This window comes from Micromonospora sp. NPDC005305, assembly GCF_040607315.1.
Lineage (GTDB): Bacteria > Actinomycetota > Actinomycetes > Mycobacteriales > Micromonosporaceae > Micromonospora.
On the sequence record NZ_JBEXGL010000007.1, the window covers coordinates 135668 to 151301 of the forward strand.

Annotated in this window: 15 protein-coding genes and 1 tRNA gene; 10 read left to right on the top strand and 6 right to left on the bottom strand. The window is 75.1% G+C overall.

Annotation, left to right across the window (positions count from 1 at the left end; genetic code table 11):
- Nucleotides 1-107: 107 nt before the first annotated feature.
- Complete coding sequence (locus ABZS80_RS14445) at nucleotides 108-815, bottom strand: SOS response-associated peptidase (protein WP_355056141.1); 708 nt, start codon at nucleotides 813-815, stop codon at nucleotides 108-110.
- 101 nt (nucleotides 816-916) lie between these two features.
- On the opposite strand from ABZS80_RS14445, the gene aroA reads away from it, so the two are divergent.
- The 4 genes from aroA to ABZS80_RS14465 all read left to right on the top strand — a co-directional run bounded on the left by aroA (nucleotide 917) and on the right by ABZS80_RS14465 (nucleotide 5122).
- Complete coding sequence (gene aroA, locus ABZS80_RS14450; protein ID WP_151465007.1) at nucleotides 917-2218, top strand: 3-phosphoshikimate 1-carboxyvinyltransferase; 1302 nt, start codon at nucleotides 917-919, stop codon at nucleotides 2216-2218.
- 162 nt (nucleotides 2219-2380) lie between these two features.
- Nucleotides 2381-3316, top strand: coding sequence for a ribosome small subunit-dependent GTPase A (gene rsgA, locus ABZS80_RS14455; RefSeq protein WP_355056302.1), 936 nt, complete (start codon nucleotides 2381-2383; stop codon nucleotides 3314-3316).
- A 60-nt stretch (nucleotides 3317-3376) separates the two neighbouring features.
- A complete protein-coding gene (hisN, locus tag ABZS80_RS14460) occupies nucleotides 3377-4195 on the top strand; it encodes a histidinol-phosphatase (RefSeq protein ID WP_355056142.1) in 819 nt (272 codons plus the stop codon).
- A gap of 60 nt (nucleotides 4196-4255) precedes the next feature.
- Nucleotides 4256-5122, top strand: a complete 867-nt coding sequence (locus tag ABZS80_RS14465) for a hypothetical protein (RefSeq protein ID WP_355056303.1) — start codon at nucleotides 4256-4258, stop codon at nucleotides 5120-5122.
- 1 nt (nucleotide 5123) lies between these two features.
- Here ABZS80_RS14465 and ABZS80_RS14470 read toward each other — a convergent pair whose 3' ends face one another.
- Nucleotides 5124-6377, bottom strand: a complete 1254-nt coding sequence (locus tag ABZS80_RS14470; RefSeq protein WP_355056143.1) for a glycosyltransferase — start codon at nucleotides 6375-6377, stop codon at nucleotides 5124-5126.
- Between the two features lie 237 nt (nucleotides 6378-6614).
- On the opposite strand from ABZS80_RS14470, the gene ABZS80_RS14475 reads away from it, so the two are divergent.
- The 3 genes from ABZS80_RS14475 (at nucleotide 6615) to ABZS80_RS14485 (ending at nucleotide 9054) form a co-directional block, all read left to right on the top strand.
- Nucleotides 6615-7613 (top strand): SDR family oxidoreductase, encoded by a 999-nt coding sequence (locus ABZS80_RS14475; RefSeq protein ID WP_355056144.1) that lies wholly within the window; start codon nucleotides 6615-6617, stop codon nucleotides 7611-7613.
- 59 nt (nucleotides 7614-7672) lie between these two features.
- On the top strand, nucleotides 7673-8401 hold the full coding sequence (locus tag ABZS80_RS14480; protein WP_355056145.1) for an ATP-binding protein: 729 nt from the start codon (nucleotides 7673-7675) through the stop codon (nucleotides 8399-8401).
- Nucleotides 8402-8481: 80 nt separating this feature from the next.
- Nucleotides 8482-9054, top strand: a complete 573-nt coding sequence (locus ABZS80_RS14485; RefSeq protein ID WP_355056146.1) for a DUF5709 domain-containing protein — start codon at nucleotides 8482-8484, stop codon at nucleotides 9052-9054.
- Between the two features lie 3 nt (nucleotides 9055-9057).
- Here the strand turns inward: ABZS80_RS14485 and ABZS80_RS14490 are convergent, their stop codons facing one another.
- Both ABZS80_RS14490 and ABZS80_RS14495 read right to left on the bottom strand, forming a co-directional pair.
- A complete protein-coding gene (locus ABZS80_RS14490) occupies nucleotides 9058-9690 on the bottom strand; it encodes a response regulator transcription factor (protein WP_192580024.1) in 633 nt (210 codons plus the stop codon).
- A gap of 11 nt (nucleotides 9691-9701) precedes the next feature.
- Nucleotides 9702-10826, bottom strand: coding sequence for a DUF5931 domain-containing protein (locus ABZS80_RS14495; protein WP_355056147.1), 1125 nt, complete (start codon nucleotides 10824-10826; stop codon nucleotides 9702-9704).
- Nucleotides 10827-10941: 115 nt separating this feature from the next.
- On the opposite strand from ABZS80_RS14495, the gene ABZS80_RS14500 reads away from it, so the two are divergent.
- Nucleotides 10942-11406 carry an ATP-binding protein gene (locus tag ABZS80_RS14500; protein ID WP_355056148.1) on the top strand — a complete coding sequence of 155 codons (465 nt, stop codon included), beginning with the start codon at nucleotides 10942-10944 and terminating at the stop codon, nucleotides 11404-11406.
- A 21-nt stretch (nucleotides 11407-11427) separates the two neighbouring features.
- On the opposite strand, the gene ABZS80_RS14505 is transcribed toward ABZS80_RS14500, so the two are convergent.
- The gene (locus ABZS80_RS14505) at nucleotides 11428-12366 is read right to left on the bottom strand and encodes a ribose-phosphate pyrophosphokinase (protein ID WP_355056149.1); all 939 of its coding nucleotides are present in this window, start codon (nucleotides 12364-12366) and stop codon (nucleotides 11428-11430) included.
- 53 nt (nucleotides 12367-12419) lie between these two features.
- Nucleotides 12420-13253 carry a phosphoribosylaminoimidazolesuccinocarboxamide synthase gene (locus tag ABZS80_RS14510; protein ID WP_355056150.1) on the bottom strand — a complete coding sequence of 278 codons (834 nt, stop codon included), beginning with the start codon at nucleotides 13251-13253 and terminating at the stop codon, nucleotides 12420-12422.
- A gap of 118 nt (nucleotides 13254-13371) precedes the next feature.
- On the opposite strand from ABZS80_RS14510, the gene ABZS80_RS14515 reads away from it, so the two are divergent.
- Together ABZS80_RS14515 and ABZS80_RS14520 are read left to right on the top strand one after the other, a co-directional pair.
- Nucleotides 13372-13434, top strand: a tRNA-OTHER gene (locus ABZS80_RS14515).
- 565 nt (nucleotides 13435-13999) lie between these two features.
- Entirely contained in the window at nucleotides 14000-15538 is a 1539-nt protein-coding gene (locus ABZS80_RS14520) for a TROVE domain-containing protein (protein ID WP_355056151.1), read from the top strand.
- Nucleotides 15539-15634 lie beyond the last annotated feature (96 nt).

Sequence of the window (15634 nt, forward strand, 5' to 3'; positions counted from 1 at the left end):
CACTTGCGCAGGCGGGGACAAGGGCCTCCGGTAAACATGGCTAAACGGCCGGGCGACGTTTCAGGCGCATCCCGGCAAATCAGCACACGACAATGTGCTGAGAGTGATCAGAACAGCGTCATTTCCGTGTCGGCCTCCGCACGCGCCAGGGGAACCCGGGCCGTCAGCTCCGGGCCGTCGTTGCGGACGTCGCCGACCGCGGGCGAGACCGGGCGGATCTCCAGGCCCGCCAACCAGGCCGGGGCGGGCGGCGCGAGCAGCTCGGCGGGCTCGGCGGCGGGGCCGAGCCAGGACGCCCAGCGCTCCCGGGGCAGCAGCAGCGGCATCCGGTCGTGCACCTCGGCCAGCTCACCGACCGCCGCGGTGGTCAGCACGCTGAACGTGAGCCGGGCCTCGCCGGCCGGCTCCCAGACCGACCAGATGCCGGCGAGGGCCAGCACCGAGCCGTCGCGCGGGGTCATGAAGTAGGGCTGCCGCCGGCCGTCGGCCTGCCGGACCCACTCGTACCAGCCGTCGGCCGGAACCAGGCAGCGCCGGCGGGCGAACGACGGGGCGTACGCCCGGCTGGTGGCGATCGTCTCCACCCGCGCGTTGATCATGCGGGCGGCGCCGGCGGCGGTGCGGGACCAGTGCGGCACCAGCCCCCAGCGGCCGACGGAGAGCAGCCGGTGCCCCTCCGGGGCCAGCCGGACGAGCGGCACGGGATCGGTGGGGGCGACGTTGAAGTCCGGGCCGACCCCGCCGGTCTCGTCGGACGACTCGAACAGCGCGCTCAGGTCGCCCGCGCTCCGGGTCGTCGCGTACCTCCCGCACATGCGCCAACGCTAACCCGCCGCCGGCGTTCCGGCTGTCCCGCCAACCGGGAGCAGGGGCGACGGGCGGTTCCACCGGCCCGCGGAGTTGGCAGAATGTGAGCGTGGGGAATCTGACCGCGACGCGGCCGCCGCTGCCGTGGACCGCGCCGACCGCGAGCGACCCGGTCGCCGCGACGCTGCGCCTGCCCGGCTCCAAGTCGATGACCGCGCGGGCCCTGGTGCTCGGCGCGCTGGCCACCGGCCCGTCGACGCTCGACCGGCCGCTGCGCGCCCGGGACACCGAGTTGATGGCCGGCGGCCTGCGCGAACTGGGCGCGCACATGTCCATCTCCGACGACGACCGCTGGCTGGTCCGGCCGCACCCGCTGGTCGGCCCGGCGCACGTCGACGTCGGCCTGGCCGGGACGGTGATGCGGTTCCTGCCGCCGGTGGCCGGCCTGGCCGAGGGCCGGGTCACCTTCGACGGCGACCCGCACGCGCGGACCCGCCCGCTCGGCCCGCTGATCGGCGCGTTGCGCTCCCTCGGCGTCCGCATCGACGCCCCGCCGGCCGGCAGCCTGCCGCTGGTCGTCCTCGGCGCCGGCCGGGTCACCGGCGGTGAGGTCGTCATCGACGCCTCCGCCTCCAGCCAGCTCGTCTCCGGTCTGCTGCTGGCCGGGCCGCGCTTCGACCGCGGCGTGGTGGTCCGGCACGAGGGGCCGCCGGTGCCGTCCGCGCCGCACCTGCGGATGACCGTGCAGATGCTGCGCGCCGCCGGGGCGGCGGTCGACGACACCACGCCCGACGTCTGGGCGGTCGAGCCCGGCCCGCTGACCGGGCGCGGCTGGGAGATCGAGCCCGACCTCTCGGGAGCGGCGCCGTTCTTCGCCGCCGCCCTGGTCACCGGCGGTGAGGTGACCCTGCAGGGCTGGCCGCGCAGCAGCCTCCAGCCGGTCGAGCAGCTGCGCGGGCTGCTGCACCGGATGGGCGGCGAGGTGACGCTGGGCACCGCCGGGCTGACCGTGCGGGGCACCGGCACGGTCCGCGGGCTGGAGGCCGACCTCTCCGACGTCGGCGAGCTGACCCCGGTGCTGACCGCCCTGGCCATGCTGGCCGACTCCCCGTCCCGGCTGACCGGCGTGGGGCACATCCGGGGGCACGAGACCGACCGCGTCGCCGCCCTGGCCAAGGAGTTCACCGCGCTGGGCGCGGACCTCACCGAGACCACCGACGGGCTGGAGATCCGGCCCCGCCCGCTGCGCGGCGGGACCTTCCGCACCTACGACGACCACCGGATGGCGCACGCCGCGGCGGTGGCCGGGCTGGCGGTCCCCGGCATCGAGGTCGACGACGTGTCGTGCACCTCGAAGACCATGCCGGAGTTCCCGGCACTATGGTCGGGGATGGTGACCGGCAAGAGCTGACGACGGGGGGACGTCCTGGCGACGAAGCGGCGGGAATACGACGAGGACGACGTCCGGGTCCGACCCGGCAGGTCGTCGCGCCCGCGCACGCGCACCCGGCCCCGTCACGAGGACGCCGTGGACGGGTTCGTGATCGCCGTCGACCGGGGGCGCTACACCTGCGTGTTCCCCGACGCCGGGCCCGGGTCCCCGACCGTGACCGCCATGCGGGCCCGCGAGCTGGGCCGCAAGTCGGTGGTGGTGGGCGACCGGGTGGGCCTGGTCGGCGACACCTCGGGCGCCCCCGGCGCGCTGGCCCGGATCGTCCGGATCGCCGAGCGCCGCTCGGTGCTGCGGCGGACGGCGGAGGACGACGCCACCACGGCCGAGGGGCGGCTCGAACGGGTGGTCGTGGCGAACGCCGACCAGCTCGTGATCGTCAGCGCGCTGGCCGACCCGCCGCCGCGCACCGGGTTCATCGACCGCTGCCTGGTGGCCGCGTACGACGCGGACATCGAGCCGCTGCTCTGCCTCACCAAGGCCGACCTGGCCGGCCCGGAGGCGGTGCTCGGCTACTACACCGAGCTGGAGCTGCCGTACGTGCTGATCCGGCCGGACTCCGACCTGGCCGCGCTGCGCGCGCTGCTCGCGGGCCGGGTCTCGGTCATGGTGGGGCACTCCGGGGTGGGCAAGTCGACGCTGGTCAACCGCCTCGTGCCGGAGGCCGACCGGGCGGTCGGCACGGTCAGCGCGATCGGCCGGGGCCGGCACACCTCCACCAGCGCCGTGGCGCTCGGGCTGCCCCCGCACCGCGATTCGCACGACGCACCGGGCTGGATCATCGACACCCCGGGCGTGCGCAGCTTCGGGCTGGCGCACGTCTCCGCGGAGAGCCTGCTGCACGGCTTCCCGGACCTGGTGGAGGCGACGGTCGACTGCCCGGCCAACTGCCAGCACACAGCCGAGGAGGCGGACTGCGCGCTGGACGCCTGGGTGGCCGCCGGCAAGGCGGACCAGCGCCGGCTGGCCTCGTACCGCCGGCTGCTGGCCTCCCGCAGCGGCGAGGGCGACGCGCGCGAGCCGGAGCGGAACCCCGGCGACCCGCTCGCCGGTTCCTGACCGGCGGAACCCGGGCCACCCGCCCGTCCGGGTGGCGAGGGCGCCGCTAGCGTGTCCGGCATGACCGGGTACGCCGACGACCTCGCCCTCGCCCACCGGCTCGCCGACGCCGCCGACGCGGTCGCCACGGCCCGGTTCCGCGCCCTCGACCTGCGGGTCGAGTCGAAGCCCGACCTGACCCCGGTCTCCGACGCGGACACGGCCGTGGAGCGGGAGATCCGCGCCCTGCTGGCCGCCCACCGGCCCGGGGACGGCCTGCTCGGCGAGGAGTACGGGGAGCAGCCCGCCACCGGCCCCGGGGGGCGGCGCTGGGTCGTCGACCCGATCGACGGCACCAAGAACTTCGTCCGGGGCGTACCCGTGTGGGCCACCCTGATCGCGCTGCTGGAGGGTGACCGGCCGGTGCTCGGCCTGGTGTCCGCCCCGGCCCTGCACCGGCGCTGGTGGGCGGCCCGCGGCGCGGGCGCCTTCGCCGGCCCGGACGCGGCCTCCGGCGTGCCGATCCGGGTGTCCGGGGTGACCACCCTGGCCGACGCCAGCTTCTGCTACTCCTCGCTGACCGGCTGGGAGGAGGCCGGCCGGCTGGACGCCGTGCTCCAGATCATGCGGGACGCCTGGCGCAGCCGGGCCTACGGCGACTTCTACGGTTACATGCTGCTGGCCGAGGGGGCGCTGGACGTGATGGTGGAGCCGGAGCTGTCGCTCTGGGACATCGCGGCGCTGGTCCCGATCGTCACCGAGGCCGGCGGCACGGTCACCGACCTGGCCGGGCGGCCGGCCCCGGCCGGGGACGGCTCGGGCGAGCACAGCGCCGTCGCCAGCAACGGCGCGCTGCACGACGACATCCTGGCCCGGCTCGGCCGGCCGGCCGCGCGCTGACCCGCCGGTAACCTCTATCCTCGCCAGGTGGTGTCCTCCGGTTGGTGCTTCCTGGCGGCGATGATCGTCGCGTACGGCTTCGCCAATCTCCTCCAGTCGGTGGCCGCGGCGCGGACCACCGTGCACCACACCTTCGACCCGGGGCTGCTGCTCCGGCTCGCCGGCCACCGGACCTACCTGGTCGGGCTCGCCTGCCAGGTGGTCGGTTTCGTGCTGGCCTTCCTGGCCCGCCGGGACCTGCCGCTGTTCCTGGTCCAGGCCAGCGTGGCGGCCGGGCTGGGAGTGACCGCCGTGCTCGGCGTGCTGGTGCTCAAGTGGCGCCTACCGGCCGCCGAGGTGGCGCTGCTCGTGCTCCTGTTCGGCGGGATCATCGCGCTGGTGCTGGCCGCCGAGCCGGCGCCGTCCCGGCAGCTCGGCACGGCCGGGCTGGTCGGCCTGGCGGTGGCGCTCGGGGTGATCGCCGTGCTCGGCTTCTTCGCCGCCCGCCTGCACGGCGCGCCCGGCTCGGTGGCGCTGGGTTCGCTGGCCGGGATGGCGTTCTCCGCCGCCGCGGTGGCGGCCCGGCCGCTCGCCTCGGCCGACTCGGCGGAGGCGTTCGTCCGCGACCCGCTGCTCTACCTGCTGATCGCCCACTCGGTGGTCGGCCAGCTCCTGCTCGGCCTGGCCATGCAGCGCGGCTCGACCACGGCCGCCGTGGCCGCCATGGACGCCGCCGGGGCGGTGCCCGCGGCGATCGTCGGCCTGCTGCTGCTCAACGACCGGATCTGGCCGGGCCGGGAGTGGCTGGCCGGCGTCGGCTTCCTGGCCACGCTGGCCGCGGTGGTCGGCCTGACCCGGTACGCCGAGCCGCAGCACCACCACGCGGTGGCGCGCAACCGGGAGCCTTCCATGATCGGCGCCGGGTCGGCCGTCCGCGCCCGGCGCTGAGTCAGGCCGCCTCGACCGGTCCGCGCTGGTCGGCGGCGACCTCGACGGGGCGCGTGACCTCGACCACCGGCTCGGGCGGCTTCCGGCGCCCGATCACCCGCTCGTAGAGCCGCTCCAGCGCGCCGGCGGTCCGTTCCCAGGTGTAGCTGCACCGGACCCGGTCCACGGCGGCGTGCCCGTACGCGAACCGCCCGGCGTTGTCGGCGAGGATCCGGCGCAGGGTGACCCCGAGGGTGCGCACGTCCCCGGGCGGCACCAGCTTGCCGGTCACCTCGTCGACCACCGCGTCGGCGATGCCGCCCATGGCGTAGCCGACCACGGGGACGCCGCAGGCCATCGCCTCCAGCGACACCCGGCCGGCCGACGAGTAGTGCGGGGTGCAGGCGACCACGTCGGCGGAGCGGTACCAGGTGGCCATCTGGTCGTGCGGGACCGCGCCGACCAGCTTCACCTGGTCGGCCACCCCGGTCCGCTCGGCCAGCTCGCGCAGCCGGCGCGCCTCGGCGTGGTCGGCGAGCTGCTCGGCCGGCGGGCCACCGGCGATCACCAGCTCGGCGTCGCCGACCAGCCGCATGGCCCGGATCAGGTCCTCCTGGCCGTGCCCGGCCGCGAGCCCGCCGACGGAGAGGATGCGGGCCCGCTGGTCGCGAGGTGCCGCCTCGCCGTCGGGGTGGAACTGTGCGGTGTCCACCCCGGTCGGCACCATGGCCACCGAGGTGCGCTGGAGTCCCATCCGGGTCAGCTCGTCGACCTCGTCGTTGCACTGGGCCACCGCGATGTCGACGGCCCGGGTCAGCGCCCGTTCCAGCGGGATCCGCTCCCCCGGCCCGTCGTACCGCCCGCCCAGGTGGCGAAGCTGCTCGACGCCGAGGGAGTGGAAGGTCTGCACCACCGGGATGTCCGTCTCGCGCACGGCGTGGGCGGCGGCGAGCCCACCGACCCAGTAGTGCCCGTGCACCACCTCGGGGGTCCAGTCGTCGGACCACCGCTGGGCCAGCCAGCGGCCGAACTCGGTGACGTACGGCACCAGGTCGGCGGTGGGCAGCGGGGCGGGCGGGCCGACGGGGACCCGCTCCAGGTGGTAGCCGTCCAGGTCCACGGACTCCTGGCCCCGCGCGTCGCGGCGCTCGTACACCCGGACGTCGTGGCCCCGTGCGGCGAGTTCGGCCGCCACCCGCGCGATGTGCTGGTGCGTCCCGACGGTGGGACCGTCGACGGACGGGCCGGCGTGCGCGCACACAAGGCCGACGCGCATGGTGCACCTCCATGCGTTCTCGCGAGCAGTGGGTCCTCCGGTCAGAGGGTCCCATTAACCCGGCCCCGGTGCGCCGAAACCTGGCAGATCGGGAGCGGACCGGCGCACCGTCGCACGGATGTGACAGCGCGTGGCCCGGTCGGGTTGGTCACACTCTGCCCCGGGCGGGCGCGCGGCAACCGTGATCCGGGCGACTCCGGCGGCATGACCCGGCCGGACCGGGGGTACGGGCGGAGAATGCCTCTCACCCGGAGCCTCGACGACGCCACCGTCGTGATCACCGGCGCCTCCAGCGGGATCGGCGCGGCCACCGCGTACGCGCTGGCCCGGCGGGGCGCCGACGTGGTGCTGGCCGCCCGGACCGAGGAGGCGCTGCGCCGGGTCGCCGACCGCTGCCGGGAGCTGGGCGGGCGGGCCCTGGTGGTGCCGACCGACGTGACCGACCCGGAGGCCGTGGAGCGGCTCGCGGCGCGGGCGGCGGCCGAGTTCGGGCGGATCGACGCCTGGGTCAACAACGCGGCGGTGGGCACGGTGGGGCTCTTCGACGAGATCCCGGTGACCGAGTTCCGCCGGGTGGTCGAGGTGAACCTGCTGGGCACCGTGCACGGGACCAGGGCGGCGCTGCCCTGGCTCGACGCGGCCGGTGGCGGGGTGCTGGTCAACAACGCCTCGGTGCTGGCCGAGGTGGCCATGCCGTACCAGTCGGCGTACAACGCCACGAAGCACGCCATCCGGGGGCTGGCCGACACGGTCCGGCAGGAGCTGCGGGTCACCGGCCGGGGCCACATCTCGCTCTGCACGGTGCTGCCGGCCAGCATCGACACGCCGTTCTTCCGGCACGCCGCCAACCACACCGGGCGGGAGCTGACCCCGCCCCCACCGGTCTACCCGCCGGACCTGGTGGCCGAGACGATCGTCCGGCTGCTGCGCCGGCCCCGCCGCGAGGCGTACGCCGGGGGCGCGGCCCGGCTCATGGGGCTCCAGTGGCGGCTCGCCCCGGCGCTGGCCGAGCGGGCGCTCGGCTGGTACACGGCGCGCACCCAGTTCGGCCCGGGGGTACGCCTGGACGCCACCGGCAACGTGTTCCACGCCGACGCGGGGGCCGAGCGGACCGACGGCTGGCAGGGCCGGCGGGGGCAGCTTCTCCGGCTGACGGCGGCCTTCGGGCTGGCGGCGGCCGGCACGGCGGTCGGCACCATGGCGGCGATGAGCCGGCGTTCCCGGACGGACCGCTGATGAGTCCCGCCGACCGGACTGATGCGCGACGGGGGGCGGCCATGCACAATGGGACGATCATGCCGACGGACGTGCGCTGCCTGGTGGAGACCGACGAGTCCTCCGCGGTGGTCCGGCTGACCGGCGTGCTGGACCTGGCCGGGCTGGACGCGGTCCGGGGCGCGCTGCTCGCCCGGCTCTGGCAGCGTCCGGGCGCGGCGATCGTCGACCTGTCCCGGGTGCGGATCGCCGACCCGGCTGCCCGGGGCCTGCTCGACGAGGTGCACCGCGCGGCCGTCGACTGGCCCGCCGCCGGCCTGCTGGTGTGCGATCCGGCCGGCGAGCCGAACGGCGGCGCGGCCGTCCACCGGTCCCTCGACTCGGCGCGGGCCGCGCTGCGCGACGCGCCGCTGGCCGCGGTGCTCGCCGCCGACCTGCCCCCGGTGGTGGCGGCGGCCCGGGAGGCGCGGGCGCTGGTGACGGAGGGCTGCGCCCGGTGGGGCGTGCCGGAGTTGGCCGAGCCGGCCTCCATCGCGGTCACCGAGATGGTCAACAACGTGGTGGCGCACGCCGGGACGCCCATGACGGTCCGGGTGGCGCCCCGGGACGGCGCCCTGCACCTGGCGGTCCGGGACCATTCGGCGCGGCGGCCGGCGTACGCCGGGCTGGCCCCCGTCACCTCCACGGGCGGCCGGGGGCTGCTGCTCATCGACACGGTGGCCCGGCGCTGGGGCAGCACGCCGCTTCCGGACGGCAAGGTGGTCTGGTGCGTGCTGCACGCCGAGGACGAGGCCGGGCTCCGGAACTGACCGCCCTCTTCGCCCCGTTCCTCCCGATCCACCCCGTCGGCTGCGGTTAGTCGGGCCTGCCCAGTGGGTAGTTCCCCGTCATGCGCGACAACGAGTTCCCCACCCCCGTGTCCGACCCGGAGGCGGAGGGCCTGCCCGACACCGCCGACGACGACTCGAGCGCCAACGACGACGTCCTGACCGGGCGCGAGGCGGACGGGCCGGAGCCGGCCCCGCTGCCCGGCGACCGCACCCCCGTGGCCGTGGACCGCTTCGGCACCACCGCCGAGGAGCAGCTCGACGGCGAGTCGCTGGACTACAAGCTCCAGCGCGAACAGTACGAGCGACCCGCCGACGACCCGCTGGCCGGCACGGTCGACCCGGACATCGCCGCCGAGGCGGACAGCGAGGAGGCCGCCGCGCAGGCCCAGCTCGACGCCGACGTGATCGACCCGGGCCCGACCTCCGACCCGAACTCCCCGGTCTCCGTCTACGACCACGGCCAGCTCGGCACCGTCGCCGACCACGAGGTGGGCCGGCTGGTCGAGCCGGACGAGGGCGCGCACACCGACCAGGAGACCGACAACGTCGCGTACGACGCCGGAGCGGCCGGTGGCGGGGCGACCGCGGAGGAGTTGGCCATCCACGAGACCCGGCCGCCCGAGGCGAGCTGAGCCTCAGTCGTCGAGGCCCCGCTCGATCGCGTACCGGGTCAGCTCGACCCGGTTGTGCAACTGGAGCTTGCCGAGCGTGTTCTGCACGTGGTTCTGCACCGTCCGGTGGGACAGGCCGAGCCGCTCGGCGATCTGCTTGTACGACAGCCCCTTCGCCACGAGACGCAGCACCTCGGTCTCCCGCTCGGTGAGCCGGGGTGCCTCGTCGTGCGGGGCGGCCGGCGCGGCGGCCAGCCGCCGGTACTCCCCCAGCACCAGGCCGGCCAGGCCCGGGGTGAACACCGGCTCGCCGGCCGCCGTGCGGCGCACCGCGTCGAGGAACTCGGCCGGCGCGGCCGACTTCAGCAGGTAGCCGGTGGCGCCGGCCTTCACCGCGTCCAGCACGCTCTGCGGCTCGCCGCTGGCCGACAGCATGAGCACCCGCACCTCGGGCAGCACGGCCCGCAGGCCCTGGACCACCTCGACGCCGGAGACGTCCGGCAGTTGCAGGTCGAGCACGACCACGTCGGGGCGGGCCGCCGCGGCCACCCGGACCGCCTGCCGCCCCTCCCCGCTGGTCGCCACCACCAGATGACCGGCCTCGGTGAGGTCGCGGGCCACGCCTTCCCGCCACATCGGGTGGTCGTCGACCACCATCACCCGGATGCTCACCGGTCACCCCTCGGCACGGTCAGCTCGATCTCGGTGCCGGCGCCCGGGGCGGAGATGATCCGCACCTCGCCGCCGAGGTCGGCCACCCGGCCGCGGATCGACTGCGCCACCCCGAGCCGGCCCTGCGCGGCGGCCTCGGCCAGCCGCCCGTCCGGGATGCCCGGCCCCTCGTCGCGTACCGAGACGGTCACCGTCTCCCCCTCGTCCTCGATCAGCACCCAGGCCCGCCCGCCGGCGTGCCGGGCCACGTTGTCCAGCGTCGCCCCGACGGCGGCGGCCAGTTCCCCGGCCACCCGCGCGGGCAGCGGCACGGGGGTGGCCGGCGCGGCCACCTGGACGGTCGTCGAGGCGTACCGGTCGAGCAGGTCGCGCAGGTCCCGGGCGTCGCCGGGGCCGTCCGGCGCGGCGCCCGCCCGGCCGATCAGCGTGCGCAGCGCGGCCTCCTGCTCGCCCGCCAGCCGGGCCAGCTCGGCGGCCTCGCCGTCCAGGTCCGCCCCGCGCCGCCGGACCAGCGCCAGCACCTGGAGCACCGAGTCGTGGATGTCCCGGGCCAGCCGCTCCCGCTCCCGGGTGGCCGCCTCCAGCTCCACCGCCCGCTGCAGCCGCGCCTCGGCCTCCACGGCGAGCCGGGCCACGTGCCCCACCACCACGCCGGCCAGCAGCATGAGGATCACCCCGGTGAGCGAGGACTGGCTGATCCGCTCCCGGGTGGCCAGGTCGGCCCCGCCGAGCACCAGCGCGGCCACCGCCCCGCGCCGCCGGCCGCCGGAGACCGCCCAGGCCAGCACCGGCCCGGCCAGCCAGGCGACGGTGAGGGTGGGCACGCCGGCCGCGAGCGCCGCGCGGCCGACCACCCACGGCGTGGCCAGCATGATCGCCAGCACCACGCCGAGGTCGGCCAGCAGCAGCGGCCAGCGCCGTCCGGCCGGGCGCGCGTAGCCGGCCGTGGTCGCCCCGGACCAGGCCAGCATCCCCAGGAGTACGCCGCCGGCGGCGACCGGGTGGGCGTAGCGGTCGGCGTCGCGGAGCACCAGCACACCCACGTACGCCAGCGAGGCGAAGCGGAACACCGCGATGGACCGCCAGAGCGGGACCTCCAGGCCACCCGGGGACGACGGCATGCCGGACACCCTGCCACAGACGTGCACGGGCGGGCCGTGAGGTGCGGCGCGAGAAACCCTGACGTACGGTGGAAATGCCGCGAAAATGACCGCACGCCAGCGCCGGGACAGGGCCATGACAAACGCAGAACCCCCCGCACCGCGTACGGTTGTGCCCATCGAACCTTCCCTCCTCATCGCCGAGGCCTTCGACCAGGCCCAGGTGACCGCGCTACGGCACTCGGTCACCTCGTGCTCGCACGCGGCGGGGTTGACCGGGCAACGGCTGGACGACTTCGTGCTGGCGGTCAACGAGCTGATCACCAACGCGGTCCGGCACGGCGGCGGCCAGGGCCGGCTGCGGCTGTGGCGCCGCCCCGCCGAGCTGGTCTGCGAGGTCGCCGACCACGGCCAGGGGATCAGCGTGCGGCGGCTCAGCGAGCGCGCCAGGCCGGCCCCGGACACGGCCGGCGGCTGGGGGCTCTGGCTGGCCCGGGAGCTGAGCGACACCATGGCGGTGGAGACCGGCGAGGCCGGCACCCTCGTCCGGATCACCGCGGCGCTGGCCGCCCAGCCCGTCACCCGCCCGACCGACGACTGACCGGGCGGGCCGCGCGCAGGCTCAGCCGAAGAGGGCGCTCACCGACTCGCCGTTGTGGATCCGCCGCATCGCCTCGGCCAGGGCCGGCGCCACCGACAGCACCTCCAGCTTCGGCACCCGCTTCTCCTCGGGGATCGGCACCGTGTTGGTGCAGACGATCTCCAGCACCCCGTCCTGCTCGCTCAGCCGCTTCAGCGCGCCGCTGGAGAAGAGGCCGTGGGTGCAGGCCAGCCGGATCGAGCGCACCTGCCGCTCGCGCAGGTGGCTCATCAGCTCGACCACCGTGCTGCCCTTGGCGATCTCGTCGTCCAGCACGATCACGTCCCGGTCCGCCACGTCACCGATGATCGTGCTGATCTGCACCCGGTCGTCGCTGTACCGCTGCTTCGCCCCGGCCGCCACCGGGGTGCCGAGCATCCGGGCGAACGCCGCCGCCTCCTTGGCGTTGCCCAGGTCCGGCGAGACCACCACGGTGTTGCTCAGGTCGCGGCCCCTGAAGTGGGCGGCCAGCTCGCGCAGCGCGTGCAGGCGGTCCACCGGCACGCTGAAGAAGCCGTGCACCTGCGGCGAGTGCAGGGTCATGGCGAGCACCCGGTGCGCGCCGGCCGAGGTGAGCAGGTCGGCTACCAGGCGGCCGCCGATGGAGATGCGCGGGGCGTCCTTCTTGTCCGACCGCGCGTACGCGTAGTGCGGCAGCACCACGGTGATCCGGCCGGCGGACGCGCCGCGGGCCGCGTCGATCATGAGCAGCAGCTCGACCAGGTGCTCCTGCACCGGTGGCACCAGCGGCTGGATGAGGAAGACGTCGCGCTCCCGGCAGTTCGCCTGCAACTGCACCTCCAGGCAGTCGTTGGCGAACCGGGACACCCGCACCGGGTGCAGGGGAACGTCGAGGTGGGCACAGATCTCGGCGGCGAGGTCCGGGTGGGCGGTCCCGCTGAACACGGCAATGTCACGCACGTCTGCCGATCGTACGGGTGGACCGGGGCGCCGCGTTGGACCTCCCGCGTGCCTCAGGCCCAGCGGTTGCCGGTGAGCCTCTCGTAGACCTCGACGTACCGGGCCCGGGTCGCCTCGACCACCTCGGCGGGCACCTCGGGGGCCGGCGGCTGCCGGTCCCAGCCGCCGCCGGTGGCCCAGTCCCGCACGTACTGCTTGTCGAAGGAGAACTGGGCGCGGCCCGGCTGGTAGGACTCGGCCGGCCAGAACCGGGACGAGTCGGACGTGAGCAGCTCGTCGGCGAGGACGAGGGTGCCGTCCGGCGCCCACCCCAGCTCGATCTTGGTGTCGGCGATCAGGATGCCCCGGTCGGCGGCGATCTCCGCACCCCGCCGGTAGACGTCGATGGTGATCTGCCGCAGCCGCTCGGCGGTCTCCGCGCCCACCTTGTCGACCACCTCGGCGTAGGTGATCGGCTCGTCGTGCTCGCCCTTGGGCGCCTTGGTCGACGGGGTGAAGATCGGCTCGGGCAGGATCGACGCCTCCACCAGGCCGCGCGGCAGCTCGACGCCGGAGACCGCGCCGGTGCGCCGGTACTCGGCGAAGCCGCCCCCGGTGAGGTAGCCCCGGGCGACGCACTCGACGGGGACCATGTCCAGCCGCCGGCAGCGGATGGCCCGGCCGGCGAACTCCGCGGGCACGTCGGTGGCCGAGATGACGTGGTTCGGCACCAGGTCGGCCAGCTGCTCGAACCACCACAGCGACAGCGCGGTGAGCAGGCGGCCCTTGTCCGGGATCGGGGTCGGCAGCGCCACGTCGTAGATGGAGACGCGGTCGGAGGCGACCAGGATGAGGTCCTCGCCGTCGGCGTAGACGTCCCGAACCTTGCCCGAGTGCAGAAGTTCCACGGCGCTAGTACACCATGCGTGAGCGGGGTGCCCGGCCCGGCCACCGGCCACCCCGACCGACGGGGATTTTGGCTTGCCGAGATGCGAGACGTCCCCTACCGTCCGTTCCGCACCTCCCGGTGCGCAGGCAACGGCTACTTCCGCTCATAACGGGGAGACGCGGGTTCGAATCCCGCCGCCGCCTTCCGGCGGTGTCGACCAGTGGCCCAGGTCACCTACGGCCCGCAAGGGCCGGTCGCCGTCGCCGCTCCGATCTCGGGAGATGCGCCTTCACGCCGCATACCCGGTGCGACGGCCACGGCTACTTCTTCGGTGAGGGGCCGTCGAGGCCCTGCGGTTCGAGCCCGCTGACGCCGTGGCCAATCTTGATCTCGGGTATGCGGCGTGATCGTCATCCCCGCTCATGATCACGAGATGGCAAACCCTGTTGCCCGTTACCGCTACCGCACCTAGCGTCGTGCGCGCACCTCCCGGTGCGAAGGTGACGGTTACATCTTGGAGGGGTCCACGACCCCGGTGAAGAGCCCGTCCGTCGCCGGCTTCCGATCTCGGGAGGCGCCACCACGCCGCACACCCGGTGCGCAGGCGACGGCTACTTCGGGATCCGCAGGTTGGGGGTTCGAGTCCCCCGAGGCCCTCGGGCTGATGGCTCAATCGGACAGAGCGGCGGACAGTCCGTCACCGACTTCGACCTCGGGTGTGCGGTGCGGTGGCGTCCTCCCGGCTGCGACCGCCATGGGGACCCGATGGCCAAGTTCAACCTGAAGCTGCCCCGCAACCGGCACGGGGCCGCCGGGACCCGGACCGCCGAGGGCGCGCCGGGTTTCACCCGCGAGCCGCGCGCCGAGCTTTTCCTGCTGAGCGTGTCGAACATGGTCGGTGAGGACACCTTCTACGAGGGCGCTGCCGACCGGGATGCCCGGTTCCGTGATCTGGTCGCCGCCGTGGCGGTCGCCGACCCCGACTGGTTCGCCCGGTTCGTGCGGTGGCTGCGCACGGGTGCCATGCTGCGGTCGGCGTCGGTGGTGGCGGCCCTGGAGGGCGCACGGGCGCAGGTCGCGGCGGGCATCCCGGGCTCACGGGCCGTCGTGGACGCCGCCTTGCAGCGTGCCGACGAGCCGGGCGAGGCGCTGGCGTACTGGCTGGGGCGTTACGGCCGGGCGCTGCCGAAGCCGGTCAAGCGCGGCATCGCGGATGCCGTCGTGCGGCTGTATCACGAGCGCAGTCTGCTCAAGTACGACTCCGAGGGCAGCGCCGTGCGGTTCGGTGACGTCGTCGATCTGACCCACCCGACGGCGAAGGACGAGCGGCAGGGCGACCTGTTCCGGCACGCACTCGACCGGCGGCACCAGCGCGACAACCCGCTGCCGGCGTCCCTCACGGTGCTGGCGGCCCGGGCCGAGCTGATGGCGCTGCCGGTCGAGCGGCGCCGGGAGGTCACCGACCCGGCGGTGCTCGGCGCGGCCGGCATGACGTGGGAGGCGCTCGCCGGCTGGCGGCAGACCACCATGGACGCCGCCGCCTGGGAGGCGGTCGTACCGACCATGGGCTACCTGGCGCTGCTGCGGAATCTGCGCAACTTCGACCGGGCCGGTGTCAGTGACGCGGTCGCCGAGACGGTGGCGACGAAGCTGTCCGATCCCGGCGAGGTCGCGAGGTCGCGTGTCCTGCCGATGCGTTTCCTGTCGGCGTACAACGCCGCGCCGAGCCTGCGGTGGTCGTACCCGCTGGAGAAGGCGTTGCAGCACGCGCTCGCGAACGTGCCCGCACTGGACGGCCGGACGCTGATCCTGATCGACACCTCAGGGTCGATGACCAGCGGGTTCAGCAAGGACGGGTCGCTTCGCTGCTGGGACGCGGCCACCGTGTTCGGCCTCGCGCTGGGCGCCCGGGCGCAGGACCCGACCGTGGTGTCGTTCTCCAACGCCAGCAGGGTGTTCCCGACCGTGGCGGGAGAGTCGGTGCTGGCTGCCGTGCGCCGGTTCAAGGACGGCGGCTACTTCTACGGCGGCGGGACCGAGACCGAGAAGGCGGTCCGGACGCACTACGACCGGCACGACCGGGTGGTGATCCTCACCGACGAGCAGGCCCACTGGCACGGCTCGACGGACGTGGCGGCCGCGGTGCCCGCACGGGTTCCGGTGTACACCTGGAACCTGGCCGGATACCGGGTCGGGCACACGCCGACCGCCGGCAACCGGCACACGTTCGGCGGTCTGTCCGACGCCGCGTTCGCGATGATCCCGCTGCTGGAGGCCGGGTCCCGCGATCAGTGGCCCTTCTGATCTCCGCCCGCGGCGCCGGCCTCTCCGGGCCGGCGCCGTGGGCGGTGCGGGGCGGCCGGCGTTGACACCCGAGCCCGGGGACTGTGTAAATGATCC